Here is a 19,338-nt window from a genome sequence, read left to right on the forward strand (position 1 = left end):
GCGCCTCTCGCCGTTGCCGATGCTGTTCGGGCTGGTCGCGCTGCTCGGCGTGCTCGGCCGGCGGCTCACCGGCGTGTGGTGGGCCAGCGCGGCCGGCGTGGGGTGGTCGAAGACCAGCGTGGTCGGCAGGCGCAGGCCGGTCGCGGCGGCGAGCCGGTTGCGCAGCTCGACGGCGGTGAGGGAGTCGAGGCCGAGGGCGCGAAACGCCTGGTCGGGGCCGATGCTGTCGGAGCCGGCGTGGCCCAGGACCTCGGCGACGCGGGCCCGCACCAGGTCGAGCAGGGCGGCGTGGCGCTGCTCGGGCGGGAGCCCGCCGAGCCGGGCGGCCAGGCCGGACGCGGGGGCGCCGGACTCGGCCGTGCGGCGGGCGGGGGCGCGCACGAGGCCGCGCAGGATGGGCGGCAGGGTGCCGTCCGCGGCCCGGCGCTGCAGTACCGCGCGGTCCCAGCGCAGCGGCAGCTGGACCGGCTCGCCGGCGGCGAGGGCCGCGTCGAAGAGGGCGAGCCCCTGGTCGACGGGGAGCGGGGCGGCGCCGTAGCGGCCGATCCAGGCGAGGCGGGCGACGTCGAGGTGCCCGGCCATCTCGCCGGTCCGGTCCCAGTAGCCCCAGGCGAGGGAGAGCGCGGGCAGCCCGGCGGCCCGGCGGCGCTGGGCGAGGGCGTCCAGCAACGTGCTGGCGGCGGCGTAGTTGGCCTGGCCGGCGTTGCCGAGGGTCCCGGCGCCGGAGGAGAAGAGGATGAACGCGTCGAGGCCGAGGTCGCGCGTCAGGTCGTGGAGGTTGAGGGCGGCTCGGGCCTTTGGTCGCAGTACCGTCGCCAGCTGATCGGCGCTGAGGGACTCGGCGGTGCCGTCGGCGAGGACCCCGGCCGCGTGGATGACGGCCGAGATGCGGCGGCTGGCGGTCAGCCCGGCGAGCAGCGCGGCGAGGGCATCGGCGTCGGCGACGTCGCAGCGGGCCACGACGACGTCGGCGCCGAGGGCGGTCAGCTCTGCCACAAGCTCGGCCGCGCCCGGGGCGTCCGGCCCGCGCCGGCTCACGAGGGCCAGGTGCCGCACGCCGTGGCGGGTGACCAGGTGCCGGGCGAGCAGGCCGCCGAGGGCGCCGGTGCCGCCGGTGATGAGGACGGTCCCGTCGCCGCCGAGGGTGACCGGGGACGGCGCCGCGCTCGTCAGGCGGGCCAGCCGGGGCACCCGCAGCGTTCCGGCGCGCACGGCCACCTGCGGCTCACCGCACGCGATGGCCCGCGCGACGGCGGTCTCGTCGTGCCCGTCGGTGTCATGCCTGTCGATGTCGACGAGCGCGAACCGGTCCGGGTGCTCGGACTGGATGGACCGCATCAGGCCCCAGGCGGCGGCCGGGCCGAGCGCTGGCTCGTCGGTCGTCGCGCCCTCGGTCAGCACGACCAGCCGGGACCCGGCGTTGCGCTCGTCGGCGAGCCATGCCTGCGCGGCGGCGAGCACCTCGGCGGTCACCGCGAGCGGGTCACCGTCGGCGACACGCAGCACGGTCGCGTCGGCGGCCGCGTCGGCGACAGGGCCGGCCTCGACCCATTCCACGCGGTACAGCGCCGCGTCACCGGTCGCCCCACGCACCTGCTCGGCGGTGGCGTCGCGCAGCCGCAGCGAGCCGGCGGTGAGGACGGGGCGGCCGGTCGGGTCGGAGGCGGTCAGCGCGTACTCGTCCGGGCCGAGCGGCGCGAGCCGGACCCGCAGCTCGGTGGCGCCGGCGGCGTGCAGTTCCACGTCGCCCCAGGCGAAGGGCAGCCGCAGCCGGTCGTCGCCGGCCAGGCGGATCGGGTGCAGGGCGGCGTCGAGCAGCGCCGGATGCAGGCCGAACGCGTCCGGGTCCCCGGGCAGCACGACGTCGGCGTAGAGGTCGTCGCCGAGGCGCCAGGCGGCGCGCAGGCCCTGGAACGTGGGGCCGTAGCCGTACCCGGCCTCGGCCGCGGCCGGGTAGAAGCCGTCGAGGTCTACCGGCTCCGCGCCGGGCGGCGGCCACGCGACGGTCTCGTGTTCCGCGGCGGGCCCGGGGGCGGCCAGCTGGCCCGTGGCGTGGCAGGTCCAGGGCGCGTCGGGGGCGGGGCGGCCGTAGACGCTGACCGGGCGCAGCCCGGCCGGGTCGGCGGCGCCCACGACGAGCTGGAGCTGCACGGCGCCGGCGGCCGGCAGGGCGAGCGGGGCCTGCAGGACCAGCTCGACGAGGCGCCCGCAGCCGGCCTCGTCGCCGGCCCGGACGGCCAGCTCGACGAACGCGGCCCCGGGCAGCAGGACGGTGCCGGACGCGGCGTGCTCGGCCAGCCAGGGCTGGGAGCGGACCGACAGCCGGCCGGTGAGCAGCAGCTCGCCGCCCGCAGTCTGCACGGCCGCGCCGAGCAGCGGGTGGCCGACCGCGCCGAGGCCCGCGGCGGCGACGTCCACCCCGGTCGCGGTGGCCGCCGCGAGCCAGTAGCGCTCGCGCTGGAAGGCGTAGGTCGGCAGGTCGGTACGAGCGGCGCCGGACCCGGCGAAGGCGGCGGCCCAGTCGACGGCGAGCCCGCGGACGTGGGCCTCGGCCGCGGAGGCGAGGAAGCGGGCCGGCCCGCCCTGGTCGCGGCGCAGCGAGCCGACCGCGGCGATCTCGGCGCCCTCGGCGTCGGCGGTCTCCTGCACGCTCATGACGAGCACAGGGTGGGCGCTGGACTCGACGAAGAGCCGGTGCCCGGCGGCCAGCAGCGCCCGGACGGCGGCGTCGAGGCGGACGGGCTCGCGGCAGTTGTCGAACCAGTACCGGGCGTCGAGCGCGGCGGTGTCGAGCGGGCCGCCGGTGACCGTGGAGTAGAACGGGACCTCGCCGGTGCGCGGTGCGACCGGCGCGAGCAGCTCCAGCAGGCGCTCGCGCAGCGGGTCGACCTGGGCGCTGTGGGAGGCGACGGTGGCCGGCACGACGCGGGCCCGGTGGCCGTCCTCGGTGCACTCGGCGACGAACCGGGCGACGGTGTCGACGTCGCCGGCGACGTTCAGCGCGGTCGGCCCGTTGACGCCGGCCAGGGTGAGCCGGCCGTCCCAGCGGGCCAGCCGCTCGTCGAGCTGCTCGCGGGGCATGCTCACGGCGGCGAGGGCCCCGCGGCCGACCAGCTCCTCGGCGAAGAGCCGGCTGCGCAGGACGACGACGCGCAGGGCGTCGGGCAGCGAGAGGGCGCCGGCGACGTACGCGGCGGCGATCTCGCCCTGCGAGGTGCCGACGACGGCGTCGGGCCGCACGCCGAGCGCCCGCCATTGGGCGGCGAGGGCGACCATCACCGCGAAGAGGACAGGCTGGAGGACCTCGATGCGCTCCATCGAGGGCGCGCCGTCGGCCCCGCGCAGGACGTCGGCGACGGACCAGTCGACGAACTCCGCCAGGGCGGCGTCGCAGGCGGCGATCTCGGCCCCGAAGGCCCCGAAGGCCCCGAAGGCCCCGAAGGCCCCGAAGGCCCCGAAGGTCTCCGAGGCGGAGAGCAGCTCGGCCGCCATGCCGGCCCACTGGGCGCCCTGCCCGGGGAAGACGAAGACCACCTTGCCCTTGACGTCGGCCACCCCGGCAAAGACCCGCTCGCCGGTCTCCCCGGCGGCGATGGCCGCCAGCGCCGCGGCGGCCTCGGCCGGCCGGGCGATCGCGACCGCGCGGTGTTCGAGCGGCTCCCGGGTGGTGGCCAGCGAGTACGCGACGTCCGGCAGTGCGCTGCCGAGCCGTCCGGCCTGGGCGCGCAGGGCCTCGGCGGACCGCGCGGAGAGAACCCAGGGCAGCACGGCGTAGCCGGCCGCCGGGCTGTCCACAATGGATGGAGGCCCCTCTTCCAGGATGACGTGGGCGTTGGTACCGCTGATGCCGAACGAGGACACACCGGCCCGTCGGGGGCGGCCGTCCACCGCCTCCCACGGCCGTGCCTCGGCCAGCAGCGACACGGCGCCGGCGGACCAGTCGACGTGTGGCGACGGCGCGTCGATGTGCAGCGAGCGGGGCAGCACGCCGTGGCGCATCGCCTGCACCATCTTGATGATCCCGGCGACCCCGGCGGCGGCCTGCGTGTGGCCGATGTTCGACTTGACGGAGCCGAGCCACAGCGTGCGCTCGGCGGCACGGCCGTAGGTGGCCAGCAGGGCCTGCGCCTCGATCGGGTCGCCGAGCCGGGTGCCGGTGCCGTGCCCCTCGACGGCGTCGACCTCGGCCGGGCCGAGGCGGGCGTCGGCCAGCGCGGCGCGGATGACCCGCTGCTGGGACGGGCCGTTGGGGGCGGTCAGGCCGTTGGAGGCGCCGTCCTGGTTCACCGCGGAGCCGCGGACCACGGCGAGGACCGGGTGGCCGAGCCGCTGGGCGTCGCCGAGCCGCTCGACGAGCAGCATGCCGGCGCCCTCGGCGAAGCCGCTGCCGTCGGCGGCGGCCGCGTAGGACTTGCAGCGGCTGTCGGCGGCCATCACCCGCTGGCGGCTGAACTCGACGAACTCGATCGGGATCGGCATCACGGTGACGCCGCCGGCCAGCGCGAGGGAGCACTCGCCGTTGCGCAGTGCGCGCACGGCCAGGTGCAGCGCGACGAGCGAGGAGGAGCAGGCGGTGTCGACGGTGACGGCCGGGCCCTCCAGGCCGAAGGTGTAGGAGATGCGGCCGGAGATGACGCTGCCGACGTTGCCGGTCAGCGAATGGCCCTCGACGCCCTCCTGGGCCTGCTGCATGCCGACGAGGTAGCCGAGGTTGCCGCAGCCGACGAAGACGCCGGTGGCGCTGCCGCGCAGGGCGCCGATCGGGATGCCGCCCCGCTCGATCGCCTCCCACGCCGTCTCCAGCATGAGTCGCTGCTGGGGGTCCATCGCGAGGGCCTCGCGGGGCGAGATGCCGAACGCGCCGGGGTCGAACAGGTCGGCGTCGTGCAGGAAGCCGCCCTCGCGGGTGTAGGACTTGCCGGGGCGGTCGGGGTCCGGGTCGTACAGGCCCTCGACGTCCCAGCCGCGGTTGGCCGGGAACGGCGTGATGGCGTCGGCCTCGTCGACCAGCAGCCGCCAGAGCTCCTCGGGCGAGGTCACCCCGCCGGGGAAGCGACAGGCCATGCCGACGATCGCGATCGGCTCGTGACGGGCGTCCTCGGCCTCGCGCAGCTGCTTGCGCGCCTCGTGCAGGTCGCCGGCGACCCGCTTGAGGTAGTCGACCAGCTTGCTCTCGTCCGCCATGCGCTTGTCACTCCTCGGGCGCTGCTTGTCAGTGCTGGGGCGGGTTCAGGAAATGCCGAGCTCGTTGTCGATGAAGCTGAGGACCTCGTCCGCGGACAGGTCGCGCAGCCGGTCGGCCGCCGCGACGCCCGCCTCGGCCGGGGTTCGGACCTTGGCCAGCAGTACTTCGAGCCGGCTCACCAGCACGCCCTGCCTGGCCGGGTCCGGCGGCGCGGCCAGCAGGAGCGACTCCAGCCGGTCCAGCTCGCCGAGCAGGGCCGCGCCGGGGGCCGCCGCGTCGTCGCCGACCAGCGCGGTGCGCACGTGGACGGCCAGGTCCACCGGCGTCGGGTAGTCGAAGATCAGCGTCGGGGTGAGCCGGACGCTCGCCGCGTCGTTGAGGCGGTTGCGAAGCTCCACGGCGGTGAGCGAGTCGAAGCCGAGCTCCTTGAAGCTGCGCTGGGCGTCGACCGCGTCCGCGCGGCCGTGCCCGAGCACGCCCGCGGTGTGGGCGCGCACCAGCTCCAGTACCGTGTCGGCCTGTTCGGCCGGCGCCATCCGGGCCAGGCGCTCGGCGAGCGAGGTGCCGGCCGGCTCGGCCGCCGCCCTGCGGACCGCCGGCGGGACGAGCCCGCGCAGGACCGCCGGCAGATCGCCGCCGCGCCGGCGGAGACCGGCCAGGTCGAGGCGGGCCGGGACCGGCACCGGCGTGAGCCCGCCAGCCGCGGCGTCGAGCAGTTCGAGTCCCTGCTCGTCGCCGAGGGGCAGCAGGCCGCCGCGGGACAGCCGGGCCAGGTCGCGCTCGGCGAGCCGGCCGGTCAGCCCGCTGGTGCGGGCCCACTGTCCCCAGGCCAGCGAGTGCGCGGGCAGGCCGAGGGCCCGGCGGTGCGCGGCGAGGGCGTCGAGGAACGCGTTGGCCGCCGCGTAGTTGCCCTGCCCGGCGGTGCCGAGCACCCCGGCGGCCGAGGAGAACAGCACGAAGGCGGTCAGGTCGCGGTCGCGGGTCAGCTCGTGCAGGTGCCAGGCCGCGTCCGCCTTGGGGCGCAGGACCGAGTCCAGCTTCGCCGGGGTCAGCGACGCGATGACGCCGTCGTCGGTGACCCCGGCCGCGTGGACCACCGCCCGGATCGTCTCCGAGGCGAACAACCGCTCGGCGGCCTCCCGATCGGCGAGATCACACGCGACGACCCGGGCACCCAGCTCCGCGGCGAGTTCCTCCGCCCCCGGCGCCTGCATGCCCGAACGGCTGACCAGCAACAGGTCCCGCACGCCATGCTCGGCCACGAGGTGCCGGGCGACCAGGGCGCCGAGGGTGCCGGTGCCGCCGGTCACCAGGACCGTGCCGTCGGTGGGCCAGGTCGGGCCGGGCGCGCGCAGCACCAGCTTGCCGGTGTGGCGGGCCTGGCTCATGTACCGCAACGCCTCCCGCGCCCGGCGAATGTCGAACGCTGTCACCGGCAGCGGCTCGAACGACGCCACGATCTCGGCCAGCATCTCGCCGATGCGGTCCGGTCCCGCGTCGAGCATGTCGAAGGCCCGGTATCCCGGCCCGGCGTCGGTGCGGATGTCGGTCTTGCCCATCTCCAGCAGCCGCCCGCCCTCGGCGAGCAGGCCCAGCGAGGCGTCGACGAACTCGCCCGCGAGGGAGTTCAGGACCACGTCCATGGGCGGGAACTTCGCCGCGAACCCCAGGTCGCGCGAGGAGGCGATGTGCTCGTCGTCCAGCCCCAGCGCGCGCAGCGTGTCCCACTTGGCGGGGCTCGCGGTGGCGAAGACCTCGGCGCCGCGGTGCCGGGCCAGCCGCAGCGCGGCCATGCCCACCCCGCCGGTCCCGGCGTGCACGAGCAGCCGCTCCCCCGCGCGCAGCCCGCCGAGATCGAACAGGCCGTACCAGGCGGTCAGGTAACACACCGGCATCCCGGCCGCCTGCTCGAACGACCAGCCGGCCGGCATCGGCACGAGCGTGCGGGCGTCGGCGACGCCTTGGGAGGCGAACGCGTGCGGGACGAGGCCCATCACCCGGTCGCCCGGCGCGAGGTGGGTGACGCCCGGCCCGACCTCGGTCACGACGCCGGCCGCCTCGCTGCCCAGCCACGCCTCGCCCGGATACATGCCGAGCGCGATGAGGACGTCCCTGAAGTTCAGGCCCGCCGCGTGTACGTCCACCCGCACCCGCCCGGCCCCCAGCGCCGCGTCGGCCTCGGGCGCGGGCACGAGCCCCAGCCCGTCCAGCGACCCGTCGGCGGCCCGGTCCAGCCGCCAGGCTCCCGGCCCGGGCGGCGGGACGAGCGTGTCGCCGGAGCCGGCCCGCACCAGCCGGGGCACGCTGACGACCCCGCCGCGCACGGCCAGCTGCGGCTCGCCGAGCGCCAGGGCCTCGAGCGCGGCCGGCATCGACTCGGGCCCGTCGACGTCGAGCAGGACGAAGCGGTCCGGGTGCTCGGCCTGGGCGGAGCGGACCAGCCCCCACACCGGCGCGACGGCGAGATCCGCCTCGGCGTTGCGGGTGACGACGACCAGCCGCTTCGCGTCGTCGGCCGGCCACTGCTGCAGCGCGCCCAGCACCAGGGCGAGATTGCTCCGCACGGTGCCGTCCTCCGGCACGCTCAGCAGTTCGAACTCGGGCGCCTGGCCGTCCGCCCGGCCGGTCGGGGGCACCCAGGCCAGCTCGAACAGCGCGTCCGGGGCGCCGCCGCGGGAACGTTCGGCCACGAACGGTCGCAGGGCGAGTGAGTCCACGGTCGCCACCACGCGGCCGGTGCCGTCGGCGACGGTGAGCGAGACGGTGTCGGGGGCCGCGGCGACGGCCCGCACGCGAAGGACGGTGGCGCCGGCCGCGCGCAGCGACACGCCGGTCCACGCGAACGGCAGCCGCACCGCAGCGTCGTCCGCGCCGGGCAGCAGGTGCGTGGCGTGCAGCGCGGCGTCGAGCAGCGCCGGGTGCAGGCCGTAGCGGGCGGCCTCGGACCGCAGCTCCTCCGGCAGCGCCACCTCGGCGTAGACGGTGTCGTCGCGCCGCCAGGCGGCCCGCAGACCCTGGAACGCCGGGCCGTACTCGTATCCGGCCGCGGCCAGCCCCGGGTAGAAGTCGTCGACGGGCACCACCTCGGCCCCGGCGGGCGGCCAGGCGATGAGGTCGTCCGCCGCGGTCGTCCCGTCCGGTCCGAGCAGGCCGCCGGCGTGACGCACCCAGGCGCCGTCCTCCGGCCGCGAGTGCACGGTCAGCTCCCGCCGCCCGGCCGCGTCGGCTTCGCCGATTCGGACCTGCAGCTGTACCGCACCGGGTCCGCCCAACACCAGCGGCGCCTCGAGCGTCAGCTCCTCCAGCCGGCCCGCCCCGGTTTCGGCCCCGGCCCGCAGCGCGAGGTCCACGAACCCGGTCCCCGGGTACAGCACCGACCCGAGCACCGCGTGGTCGGCCAGCCAGCCGGTCGCCCCGACCGAGAGCCGCGCGGTGAACACCGACTCGTCCGACCCGGCCAGCCCGACCTTCGTCAGCTCCGCCGCATCGCGCCCGGCCGCCAGCCAGTACCGCTCCCGCTGGAACGCGTACGTCGGCAGGTCCACCAGACGCCTCTCGCCAACGGGCCACTCGACGGCAACCCCGCGCGCCCACAGCCGCCCGGCAGCCTCGACCACCCCGAGCACCTCGCCGGCATGCTTGCGGATGACCGGAATACAGTCCTCAACCACCGGCGTGAGCACCGCCGTAGGACTCACTTCCAGGAACGTGACCGCCCCCATCGCCGCCACACTGTCGGCAAACCGCACCGTCTCCCGCACATGCCGCACCCAATACTCGGGTGAGGTCCACTCCTGCGACACCACCGGAATCTGCGGCTGGGAGAACGTCAGCGTGGAAACCACCTCGGCGAACTCGGGCAGCATCGGCTCCATCAACACCGAATGAAACGCATGCGAAACCCGCAGCCTCCGCGACCGCACATCCAACTGCGCCACAACACGATCGACGGCCTCGGCAGTGCCGGACAGCACCACAGCCTCCGGACCATTCACCGCCGCAAGACCCACATCGCCGTCCAACAACGGCGCCACCACGTCCTCCGACGCCGCAACCGCAACCATCACCCCGCCGGCCGGCAACGCAGCCATCAACCGACCACGCGCCGACACCAAAGCACACGCATCCTGCAGCGACAGAATCCCCGCCACATGCGCCGCCGCGATCTCACCGATCGAATGGCCGCCAACCACATCCGGCCGGACGCCCCACGACTCGAGAAGCCGGAACATCGCCACCTCGAACGCGAAAATGCCGCACTGCGCGTAGAAGGTATTCGCCAACCGCTCCTCATCGCCGCCGAACACCACCTCCGGCAACGACGGATCCAACTCCGCACACACCTGCGACCACGCCTGCGCGAAGACCGGGAACGCCTCGATCAGCTCACGACCCATACCCAGCCGCTGCGCGCCCTGGCCACCGAACACGAAACCCAGACGACCAGGTCGGACGACATCCTTGATCACGGTGTCTTCCAGGAGGACCGCGCGGTGCTCCAGCTCCGCCCGGCCTCTGGCTAGAGTCCAGGCCACGTCGGCCAGGGGCACATCTTCGGAGAGGGACGCCTGGAGGCGCTCGACCTGCGCGGACAGCGCGCGGTCGGTGCGGGCCGAGACGGGTAGCGGCACGATCGGGGCCGCCGGCGCGGGGGCCTTTGGTTGGGCCGGAGGGGCCTGCTCCAGGATCACGTGGGCGTTCGTGCCGGAGATGCCGAACGAGGACACCGCGGCCCGGCGCGGGCGGTCGGCCGAGGACCACGGGCGCGCCTCGGTCAGCAGCCGCACGGCCCCGGCGGCCCAGTCCACGTGCGACGACGGGGCGTCGACGTGCAGGGTGCGGGGCAGGACGCCGTGCCGCATCGCCTCGATCATCTTGATGATGCCGGCGACGCCGGCGGCGGCCTGGGTGTGGCCGAGGTTCGACTTGACCGAGCCGAGCCACAGCGGACGGTCGGCGGGGCGGGACCGCCCGTACGTGGCGAGGAGCGCCTGGGCCTCGATCGGGTCGCCCAGGGTGGTACCGGTGCCGTGGGCCTCGACCGCGTCCACGTCGGACTCCGCGAGCCCGGCCGCGGCCAGCGCGGTGCGGATCACGCGCTGCTGCGACGGGCCGTTGGGGGCGGTGAGGCCGTTGGAGGCGCCGTCGGAGTTCACGGCCGAGCCCCGCACCACGGCCAGGACCCGGTGGCCGTGGCGCCGCGCGTCGGAGAGCCGCTCGAGCAGCAGCAGGCCGACGCCCTCGGACCAGCCGGTGCCGTCGGCCCCGTCGGCGAAGGACTTGCAGCGCCCGTCCGGTGCCAGCCCGCGCTGCCGGCTGAACTCGACGAAGACCTTCGGCGTGTGCATGACGGTGACGCCACCGGCGATGGCCAGGGTGCACTCGCCGTGCCGCAGCGCCTGGGCCGCGAGGTGCAGGGCGACCAGCGACGAGGAGCACGCGGTGTCGACGGTGACCGCCGGGCCTTCGAGGCCGAACACGTACGCGACCCGCCCGGAGGCGACGCTGCCCTGCGTGCCGGTGAGCGTGTACCCCTCCGTGCCCTCGGGCGCGTCCACCGCCCCGACGGCGTAGTCGTGGTGCATGAGCCCCGCGAACACGCCGGTGTGGGAGCCGCGCAGCGACTGGGGGTCGATGCCCGCGCGCTCGAAGAGCTCCCACGACGTCTCCAGCAGGAGCCGCTGCTGCGGGTCCATGGCGAGCGCCTCGCGGGGCGAGACCCCGAACAGCGCGCTGTCGAAGTGGAGGGCGTCGGCGAGGAAGCCGCCCTCGCGGGCGTACCAGGTGCCGGGGTGCGCCGGGTCGGGGTGGTACCCGCCGGCCACGTCCCAGCCCCGGTCCTGCGGGAACGGGCCCATCGCGTCGGCCCCGGCCTCGACCAGCCGCCACAGCGCCTCGGGCGAGTCGACGCCGCCCGGGTAGCGGCAGGCGGTGCCGACCACCACGATCGGGTCGTCGTCGACGGCGGCCGCGCGCGCCGGGGGCGGGGCGGCCGCGGCCGGGGCGGCCGAGTCGAGGACGAGCGCCAGCATGCGGCCGGCCAGCGCGGCCGGGGTCGGGTAGTCGAAGACCATGGTGGCGGGCAGCCGCAGCCCGGTCGCGGCGCCGAGCCGGTTGCGCAGCTCGACCGCGGTCAGCGAGTCGAAGCCGGCCTCCCGGAAGGTGGCCGTCGCGTCGACCGTCTCCGGTCCGGCGTGGCCGAGCACGACGGCGGCGTGGGTGCGGACCAGCTCGCGCAGGTAGGCGTCGCGCTCCCGCTCCGGCAGCGCGGCCAGCCGGGCCGCCAGGTCGCCCCCGGCCGGGCCCGCCTTGGTGGGCCGCCGGGCCGGCGCCCCGACCAGGGAGCGCAGGACGGCCGGGACCGCCGCGGCCTCGCGTCCGCGCAGCGCGGCGAGGTCGAGCCGGGCCGGCACCACGAGCGACGCCCGGGCCGCGAGGCGCTCCTCGCCCGCGGAGGCCGCGACGACCGCCGCGGTCGCGGAAGGCGCGCCGCCCTCGGAACCGGCGACCGCGCCGCCCTCGGAAGCAGGGGCCGCGGAGACCGCACCGCTCGCAGGAACCGCGCCGCCCTCCAAACCAGGGACCGCACCGCCCTCGGAAGCGGGGGCCGCGGACACCGCACCGCTCGCAGGAGCCACGCCGCCCGCGGAGACCGCGGAGACCGCGGGACCGTCGCCGACCGCCAGGGCCGCGTCGAAGAGGGCAAGCCCGTGCTCGCGCGCGAGCGGCAGCAGCCCGCCGCGAGCCAGCCGGGCCCGGTCGGCGTCGGTGAGGTGCTCGGTGAGGGCGCCATCGCCGGCCCACAGCCCCCAGGCCACGGAGACGCCGGCCAGCCCGAGCGCCGCCCGCCGCGCCGCCACCGCGTCGAGCACGGCGTTGGCCGCCGCGTAGTTGCCCTGACCGGGCCCGCCGATGAGCCCCATCACGGACGAGAAGAGCACGAACATCCGCAGGTCCAGCCCGCGGGTGAGCTCGTCGAGGTGCAGCGCGGCGTCGGCCTTGGCGGCGAGCACCCGGTCGCACTGTTCCCGGGTGAGCGACCCGATGACCCCGTCGGCGAGCACGCCCGCGGTGTGCACGACGCCGGTCAGCGGGCGGTCGGCCGGCACCGCGTCGAGCAGCGCCGCCACCTGCGCGCGATCGGAAACGTCGGCCGCCGCCACCCGCACCCGCGCGCCGGCCCGCTCCAGCTCCCCGGCCAGCTCGGCGGCCCCCGGCGCGTCCGGCCCGCGGCGGCTGACGAGGACGAGGCTGCGCACGCCGTGCTCGGCCACCAGGTGCCGGGCCACGAGTCCGCCGAGCGCCCCGGTCCCGCCGGTGATGAGCACGGTGCCGTCGCCGAGATCGGGCCGGCCGGTCGGGAGCGGGGACCGGACCAGGCGCGGCACCAGCATCGCCCCGCCGCGGACGGCCACCTCGGGCTCGCCCGTGGCGGCGGCGGCCAGCACGTCGTCGTCGGCGCCCGGGCGGTCCCGGTCGTCGAGGTCGACCAGCGCGATCCGGCCCGGGTTCTCCGACGCGGCCGAGCGGGCCAGGCCCCAGACCGCCGCGGCGACCGGGTCGGGCGCCGGGTCCCCGGGACCGGCCGCGACCGCGCCGCTCGTCACCACCACCACGAGACGGGACTCGTCGGCCAGGTGCTCCCGCAGGCGGGCGAGGGCCTCGCCGACGCCGTCGTGCAGATCGGCGCCGGCCGCCGGAAGGTCCAGCCGCAGGACGTCGGGGGCCTCGGTCCGCGCGGCCGGGGCCGGGCGCCACTCCAGGCGGTGGAAGGCGTCGTCGGCCGGGGCGGTGAAGGGGCGCCAGCCCAGCGAGCCGATCCGGCCCAGCGGTCGGCCCGCGTCGTCGGCGAGGTCGAAGGTGGTCCCGCCCGCGCCGTCGGGCGACACGCGCACCCGCAGCTCCCGGGCGCCCGCGGCGTCGAGGGCCACGTCGCGCCAGGCGAACGGCAGCTGCGTGCCCCGCACCGGCCCGAGCAGCGCGGCGTGCAGGGCGGCGTCCAGCAGGGCGGGGTGGATCGCCAGGCGCGGGTCGTCGTCGACCGGCAGCGTCACGGTCGCGTACACGTCCTCGCCGTCCCGCCAGGCGGCGGTCAGGCCCTGGAAGGCGGGGCCGTAGTCGTACCCCCGCGCCGCCAGCTCCTCGTAGAAGCCCGCAAGATCGACCGCCGACGCCCCGGCGGGCGGCCACTCGACCGGCTCGAAGTCCTCGGCGGCCGGGGCCAGCGATCCGGTCGCATGCGCCGTCCATGCGGCGTCGTCGTCCGGTCGCGAGTGGACGGTCACCGCACGACGCCCACCCACATCCGGCTCAGAAACCCAAACCTGCACCCGTACCGCAACATCCCCACCCAGCACCAACGGCGCCAGAATCGTCAACTCCTCCACAACCGGGCACCCACACTCACGCCCCGCCCGCAACGCCAACTCCACAAACGCCGCACCCGGCAACAACACCGTCCCGCCCACCGCATGATCGGCCAACCACGGCTGCACACCCAGCGAAACCCGCCCCGTCAACAGGAACGCATCCGCGTGCGCCAGCCGAACCATGTCCAGCCCGGTGTCCCCCGCCGCCCAGAACCGCTCGTGCTGGAAGGCGTACGTCGGCAGCTCCACCCGCCGCCCCCCGCCCACCAGCGGCCCGAAGTCGACGCCAATCCCCTGCGCCCACGCCTCGCCCAGCGAGGCGACCAGCCGCCGCAGCCCCCCGTCGTCCCGGCGCAACGTGCCAACCCCGAGCGCGAGCACCGGATGCGCACTGCACTCAACAAACCCATCAAGCCCAAGACCACGCGCAGTGCTCACCGCATCGTCAAACCGCACCGGCTGCCGAAGATTCGTATACCAATATGCCTCATCCAAAAGCGACATATCCAGCACATCACCCGTCACCGCCGATATGAACGGAACCCGCCCAGACACCGGGCTCAAACCGTCAAGATCAGCCAAAATCTGCTCACGCAGCTCCTCCACCTGCGGCGTGTGCGACGCATAATCCACCGGGATCCGGCGCACCCGGATGTCTTCGCCACAGGAGGCCATGAACTCGTCCAGCGCCTCGACCGGACCGGCCACCACCGTCGCCGACGGACCATTGACCGCCGCAACCGACAACCGATCGTCGAGAAGCTCACGCACCCGATCCACCGGCGCCGCAACCGACACCATCCCACCGCGACCAGCAATCGCCCGCAGCGCCTTCGACCGCAGCACCACCACCCGAGCACCATCCACAATGGACAGACCACCCGCGACCACCGCCGCCGCGATCTCACCCTGCGAATGACCAATCACCGCCGCGGGGGTCACGCCATAGGACTCCCACACCGCGGCCAACGACACCATCACCGCCCACAGGACCGGCTGGACCACATCCACCCGCTCCAGCAGCTCCGGGTCGGACAGAGCCTCCCGCAACGACCAATCCACCAACGGGGCCAGCGCCCGCTCGCACTCGGCGAACACCGGGGAGTCGGCCAACAGCTCGGACGCCATACCCACCCACTGCGAACCCTGCCCCGGAAACACGAACACCGCCCGGCGGCCCGCCCCGGCGAGCCCCTCCACCAGGTTCGCGACCGGTTCGCCTGCGGCCAGCGCCGCCAGGCCCGCCAGCGCCTCAGCACGGTCTGCGGCCACGACCACCGCCCGGTGCTCCAGCGCCGCCCGGCCCGACGCCAGCGAGTGCGCCACATCGGCCAGGCCAAGCGACGGTTCCTCGAAAAGCCGCTCGGCCAGCCGGGCCCCCGCCTCCCGCAGCGCCGGCAACGAACGGGCCGACACCACCAGCGGCACCGGCCCGGAGGACGCAGACGACGCACGGTCGACGGCGGGCGCCGACTCCAGGATCACGTGCGCGTTGGTGCCGCTGATACCGAACGCCGACACCCCCGCCCGGCGCGGGCGGTCGGCGGGAGACCACGGCCGGGATTCGGTCAGCAGCTCGACCGCGCCGGCCGACCAGTCCACGTGCGACGAGGGCTCGTCCACGTGCAGGGTGCGGGGTAGCACGCCGTGGCGCATCGCCTCGACCATCTTGATGACCCCGGCCACGCCGGCCGCCGCCTGGGTGTGGCCGATGTTCGACTTCACCGAGCCCAGCCACAACGGCTCGGCGCGGTCCCGCCCGTAGGTAGCCAATAGCGCCTGCGCCTCGATCGGGTCGCCCAGCGCCGTGCCGGTGCCGTGCGCCTCGACGGCGTCCACGTCGGACGGTCGCAGGCCCGCGCCGGCCAGCGCGGCCCGGATCACCCGCTGCTGGGACGGGCCGTTGGGGGCGGTCAGGCCGTTGGAGGCGCCGTCGGAGTTGATGGCCGAGCCGCGTACCACGGCGAGCACCGGGTGCCCGAGCCGCTGCGCGTCCGAGAGCCGTTCCAGCAGCAGCACGCCGACGCCCTCGGACCAGCTCGTGCCGTCGGCGCCCTCGGCGAAGGCCTTGACGCGCGCGTCGCGGGCCAGGCCGCGCTGCCGGCTGAACTCGGTGAACATGCCCGGGCCGGACATCACCGTCACGCCGCCGGCCAGGGCCAGGGCGCACTCGCCGGCCCGCAGCGCCTGCGCGGCCAGGTGCACCGCCACCAGCGACGACGAGCAGGCGGTGTCCACGGTCAGGGTGGGGCCCTCGAAGCCGAACGCGTAGGAGATCCGGCCGGACACGACGCTGGGGGTACTGCCGGTCAGGACGTACCCCTCGTCGCGCGGGCCGGCCTCGTGCAGCCTCGGGCCGTACTCCTGCGAAGTGCACCCGACGAACACCCCGGTGCCGCTGCCGCGCAGGCCCGCGGGGTCGATCCCGGCCCGCTCGAAGGCCTCCCACGACGCCTCCAGCAGCAGCCGCTGCTGCGGGTCCATGGCGAGCGCCTCGCGGGGCGAGATGCCGAAGAACGCGGCGTCGAAGCCGGCGACGTCGTCGAGGAACCCGCCCTGCGCGACGTACGAGGTGCCGGGGCGCTCGCCGGTCGGGTCGACGAGACCGGCGACGTCCCAGCCGCGGTCCGGCGGGAACGGGCGCAGCACGTGCCGCTCGTCGAGCACCAGCCGCCAGAGCTGCTCGGCCGAGGCGACGCCGCCGGGCAGCCGGCAGGCCATGGCGACGATCGCCACCGGCTCGGCGGTGCCGGCGGGCACGGCGGTGGTGGCCGGCTCGGCCGCGGTGGGCGCGCCGGCCAGCTCGTCGGCGAGGCGCGACGCCAGCCGGGCCGGGGTCGGGTGGTCGAAGAGGAGCCCGCCGGGCAGCGTCAGCCCGGTGGCGGCGGCGAGCCGGTCGCGCAGCTCCACGGCGGAGAGCGAGTCGAAGCCCAGGTCCTTGAACGCCCAGTGGATCTCGACCGCGCCGGCGCTGCCGTGCCCGAGCACGGCCGCCGCCTCCGCCCGGACCAGCTGCAGCAGCGCATCGCCCAGCCCGCCCGACTCCAGCCCGGCAAAACGGCCCGCGACGCCGGTTCCGGCCGCCGCCGAAGCCGCGGACTCGACCTGCGCCCCGTCGGAGCCGATCCAGAGGCGTTGGCGCTGGAAGGCGTACGTCGGCAGCTCGACCCGCCGGGCACCGGCGAACTCGCCGGAGCGCTCGACCGCGACCCCGCGCGCCTCCAGCAGGGCGAGCGCGGCCAGCAGCGTCCGCCGCTCCGCCCGGTCGGCCCGCAGCGCCGGGACGAACGTCGCCCCGTCCACGCAGTCGCGCCCGAGCGCGGACAGCACGCCGTCGGGCCCCAGCTCGGCGAAGAGCGTGACCCCCTCGCCGCGCAGGGCGCGGATGCCGTCGGCGAAGCGCACGGTCGCCCGCACGTGGCGCACCCAGTGCTCGGGCGTGCACAGCTCGTCCGGCCCGGCGACGGCCCCCGTCAGGTTGGTGACGATCGGAATGACCGGCCTGTCGTACGTCAACGACTCCGCCACCCGCCGGAAGTCCTCCAGCATCGGCTCCATGAGCGGCGAGTGGAAGGCGTGCGAGACGGTCAGCGCGCGGGTGCGCAGGCCGTCGGCGGCCAGCCGCTCGGCGATCTCGCGCAGCGCGGCCCCGTCGCCGGACAGCACGACCGAGGCGGGCCCGTTGAGCGCGGCCAGCCCCACGAGGTCCTGTCCGCGCAGGTACGGCGCGACGTCCTCCTCGCCCGCCTTCACCGACACCATGCCCCCGCCGGCCGGCAACGCCTGCATGAGCCGCCCCCGCGCGGCGACCAGCCGGCAGGCGTCGGGCAGCGAGAGCACGCCGGCCACGTGGGCGGCGGCCAGCTCCCCGATCGAGTGGCCGAGCAGGTAGTCGGGGCGCACGCCGCGCCGCTCGAACCAGCGGTAGAGCGCGACCTCCAGCGCGAAGAGGGCCGGCTGCGCGTGCCCGGTCCGCTCCAGCAGCGCCGGGTCGCCGGCCTCGAAGACCACGCGCCGGACGTCGGGGCCGAGCAGTGCGCAGCACTCGTCGAAGGCCGCGGCGAAGGCGGGCTCGGTGGCGTACAGCTCCCGGCCCATCCCGATCCGCTGGCTGCCCTGGCCCGTGAACAGCATCGCGAGCCGGCCGGAGCCGGCGGTGGTGCCGGTGACGACGCCGGCCGGGCGGGCGGCCGCGGGATCGGCGAGGGCGGCCAGGCCGTCGAGCAGCTCGGCGCGGTCCTCGGCGACGACCGCGGCGCGGTACTCGAAGGCGGTCCGGGTGATGGCGAGCGAGTACGCGAGGTCGGGCAGGGCCGCGTCCGGGTCGTCCGCGACGGCGGCGTGCAGCGCGGCGGCCTGCGCGGCCAGCCCCGCCTCCGACCGGGCCGACACCGGGAACGTGAGCGGGCCCTCGTGCGCCGGGGCCACTCGCGGGGCCTCGCGCTCCCAGGCGCCCAGGACCACGTGGCAGTTGGTGCCGCCCATGCCGACGGAGCTGACCCCGGCCAGCAGCGGCCCGTCCGGTGCGGGCCAGGGCCCGAGGCCGGTCTGCACCGCCAGGCGCAGCTCGTCGAGCGGGATCCGCGGGTTGGGCGCGCGGAAGTTGAGGCTGGCCGGCAGCTGCCGGTGCCGGAGGCTGAGCACCACCTTGAGCAGCCCGGCGATGCCGGCCGCGCCCTCGAGGTGCCCGATGTTCGTCTTGACCGAGCCGACCCGCAGCGGGGCGTCGGCGGGCCGGCCGCGGCCGAGCACCGCGCCGAGCGCGGCCGCCTCCACCGGGTCGCCGGCGCGGGTGCCGGTGCCGTGCAGCTCGACGTACTGGACCTCGCCCGGGTCGACCCCGGCCCGCCGGTAGGCCGCGGCGAGGACGGCCTCCTGCCCGGCCTGCCCGGGCACGGTCAGGCCCTCGGTGGCGCCGTCGTTGCCGACCGCGCTGCCGAGGATGACGCAGTGGATTTCGTCGCCGTCGGCGCGGGCCCGGTCCAGGGGCTTCAGCACCACCACGCCGCCGCCCTCGCCGCGCACGAAGCCGTTGGCCCGCTCGTCGAAGGTGAAGCAGCGCCCGTCGGGCGAGAGGCCGCCGAAGCGGGCGGCGATCCACGAGGTGTGCGGCAGCAGCGCGAGGTTCACGCCGCCGGCCAGCGCGACGGTGGACTCGCCGCGGCGCAGGCTCTCCACCGCCAGGTGTACGGCGACGAGCGACGACGACTGCGCGGTGTCGACGGTCAGGCTGGGCCCGCGCAGGCCCAACGCGTAGGAGATGCGGTTGGCAATGATGCCGCGCACCAGGCCGGTGGCCGAGAACGGGGTGACCGCGCCGGCGCCGAGGGCGTGGCTGAGCTTGGCGTAGTCCTCCCACATCGCGCCCATGAAGACGGCGGCGGCGCTGCCGGCCAGCCGGTGCGGCGGGATGCCGGCGTGCTCCAGGGCCTCCCAGGCCAGCTCCAGGGCGAGCCGCTGCTGCGGGTCCATGACCGCGGCCTCACGCGGCGAGATACCGAAGAACGCCGGGTCAAAGGCGTCGGTGGCATCGAGGTAGCCGCCCCAGCGCGCCCCGGGCAGATCGGGCGCGGCGTGGGCCGGGCGCTCGGTGATGGCGTCACGCCCTTCGCGCAGCAGCCGCCAGAACTCGGCGGGCCGGTTCGCGCCGGGCAGGCGGCAGGCGAAGCCCACCACCGCGATCGGGCACTCGACGGCGCCGTCAGACACGAAAAGCCTCCCCATCGACGAGTTCTCTGGCCGGAGCGCACCTACGATCGATCGGGCCGCTAAAGCGGCGCTAAC

At 76.1% G+C, this 19,338-nt stretch carries 2 protein-coding genes; both read right to left on the reverse strand.

Annotation, left to right across the window (positions count from 1 at the left end; translation table 11 throughout):
• Nucleotides 1-5,184, reverse strand: a 5,184-nt coding sequence (locus AB0M46_RS36590; protein ID WP_363343827.1) for a type I polyketide synthase, incomplete at its 3' end; no start/stop codon positions are given.
• A gap of 45 nt (nt 5,185-5,229) precedes the next feature.
• The gene (locus tag AB0M46_RS36595) at nt 5,230-19,263 is read right to left on the reverse strand and encodes an SDR family NAD(P)-dependent oxidoreductase (protein WP_363343829.1); all 14,034 of its coding nucleotides are present in this window, start codon (nt 19,261-19,263) and stop codon (nt 5,230-5,232) included.
• Nucleotides 19,264-19,338: the final 75 nt, after the last annotated feature.

This window comes from Dactylosporangium sp. NPDC051485, from assembly GCF_040682015.1.
GTDB lineage: Bacteria > Actinomycetota > Actinomycetes > Mycobacteriales > Micromonosporaceae > Dactylosporangium.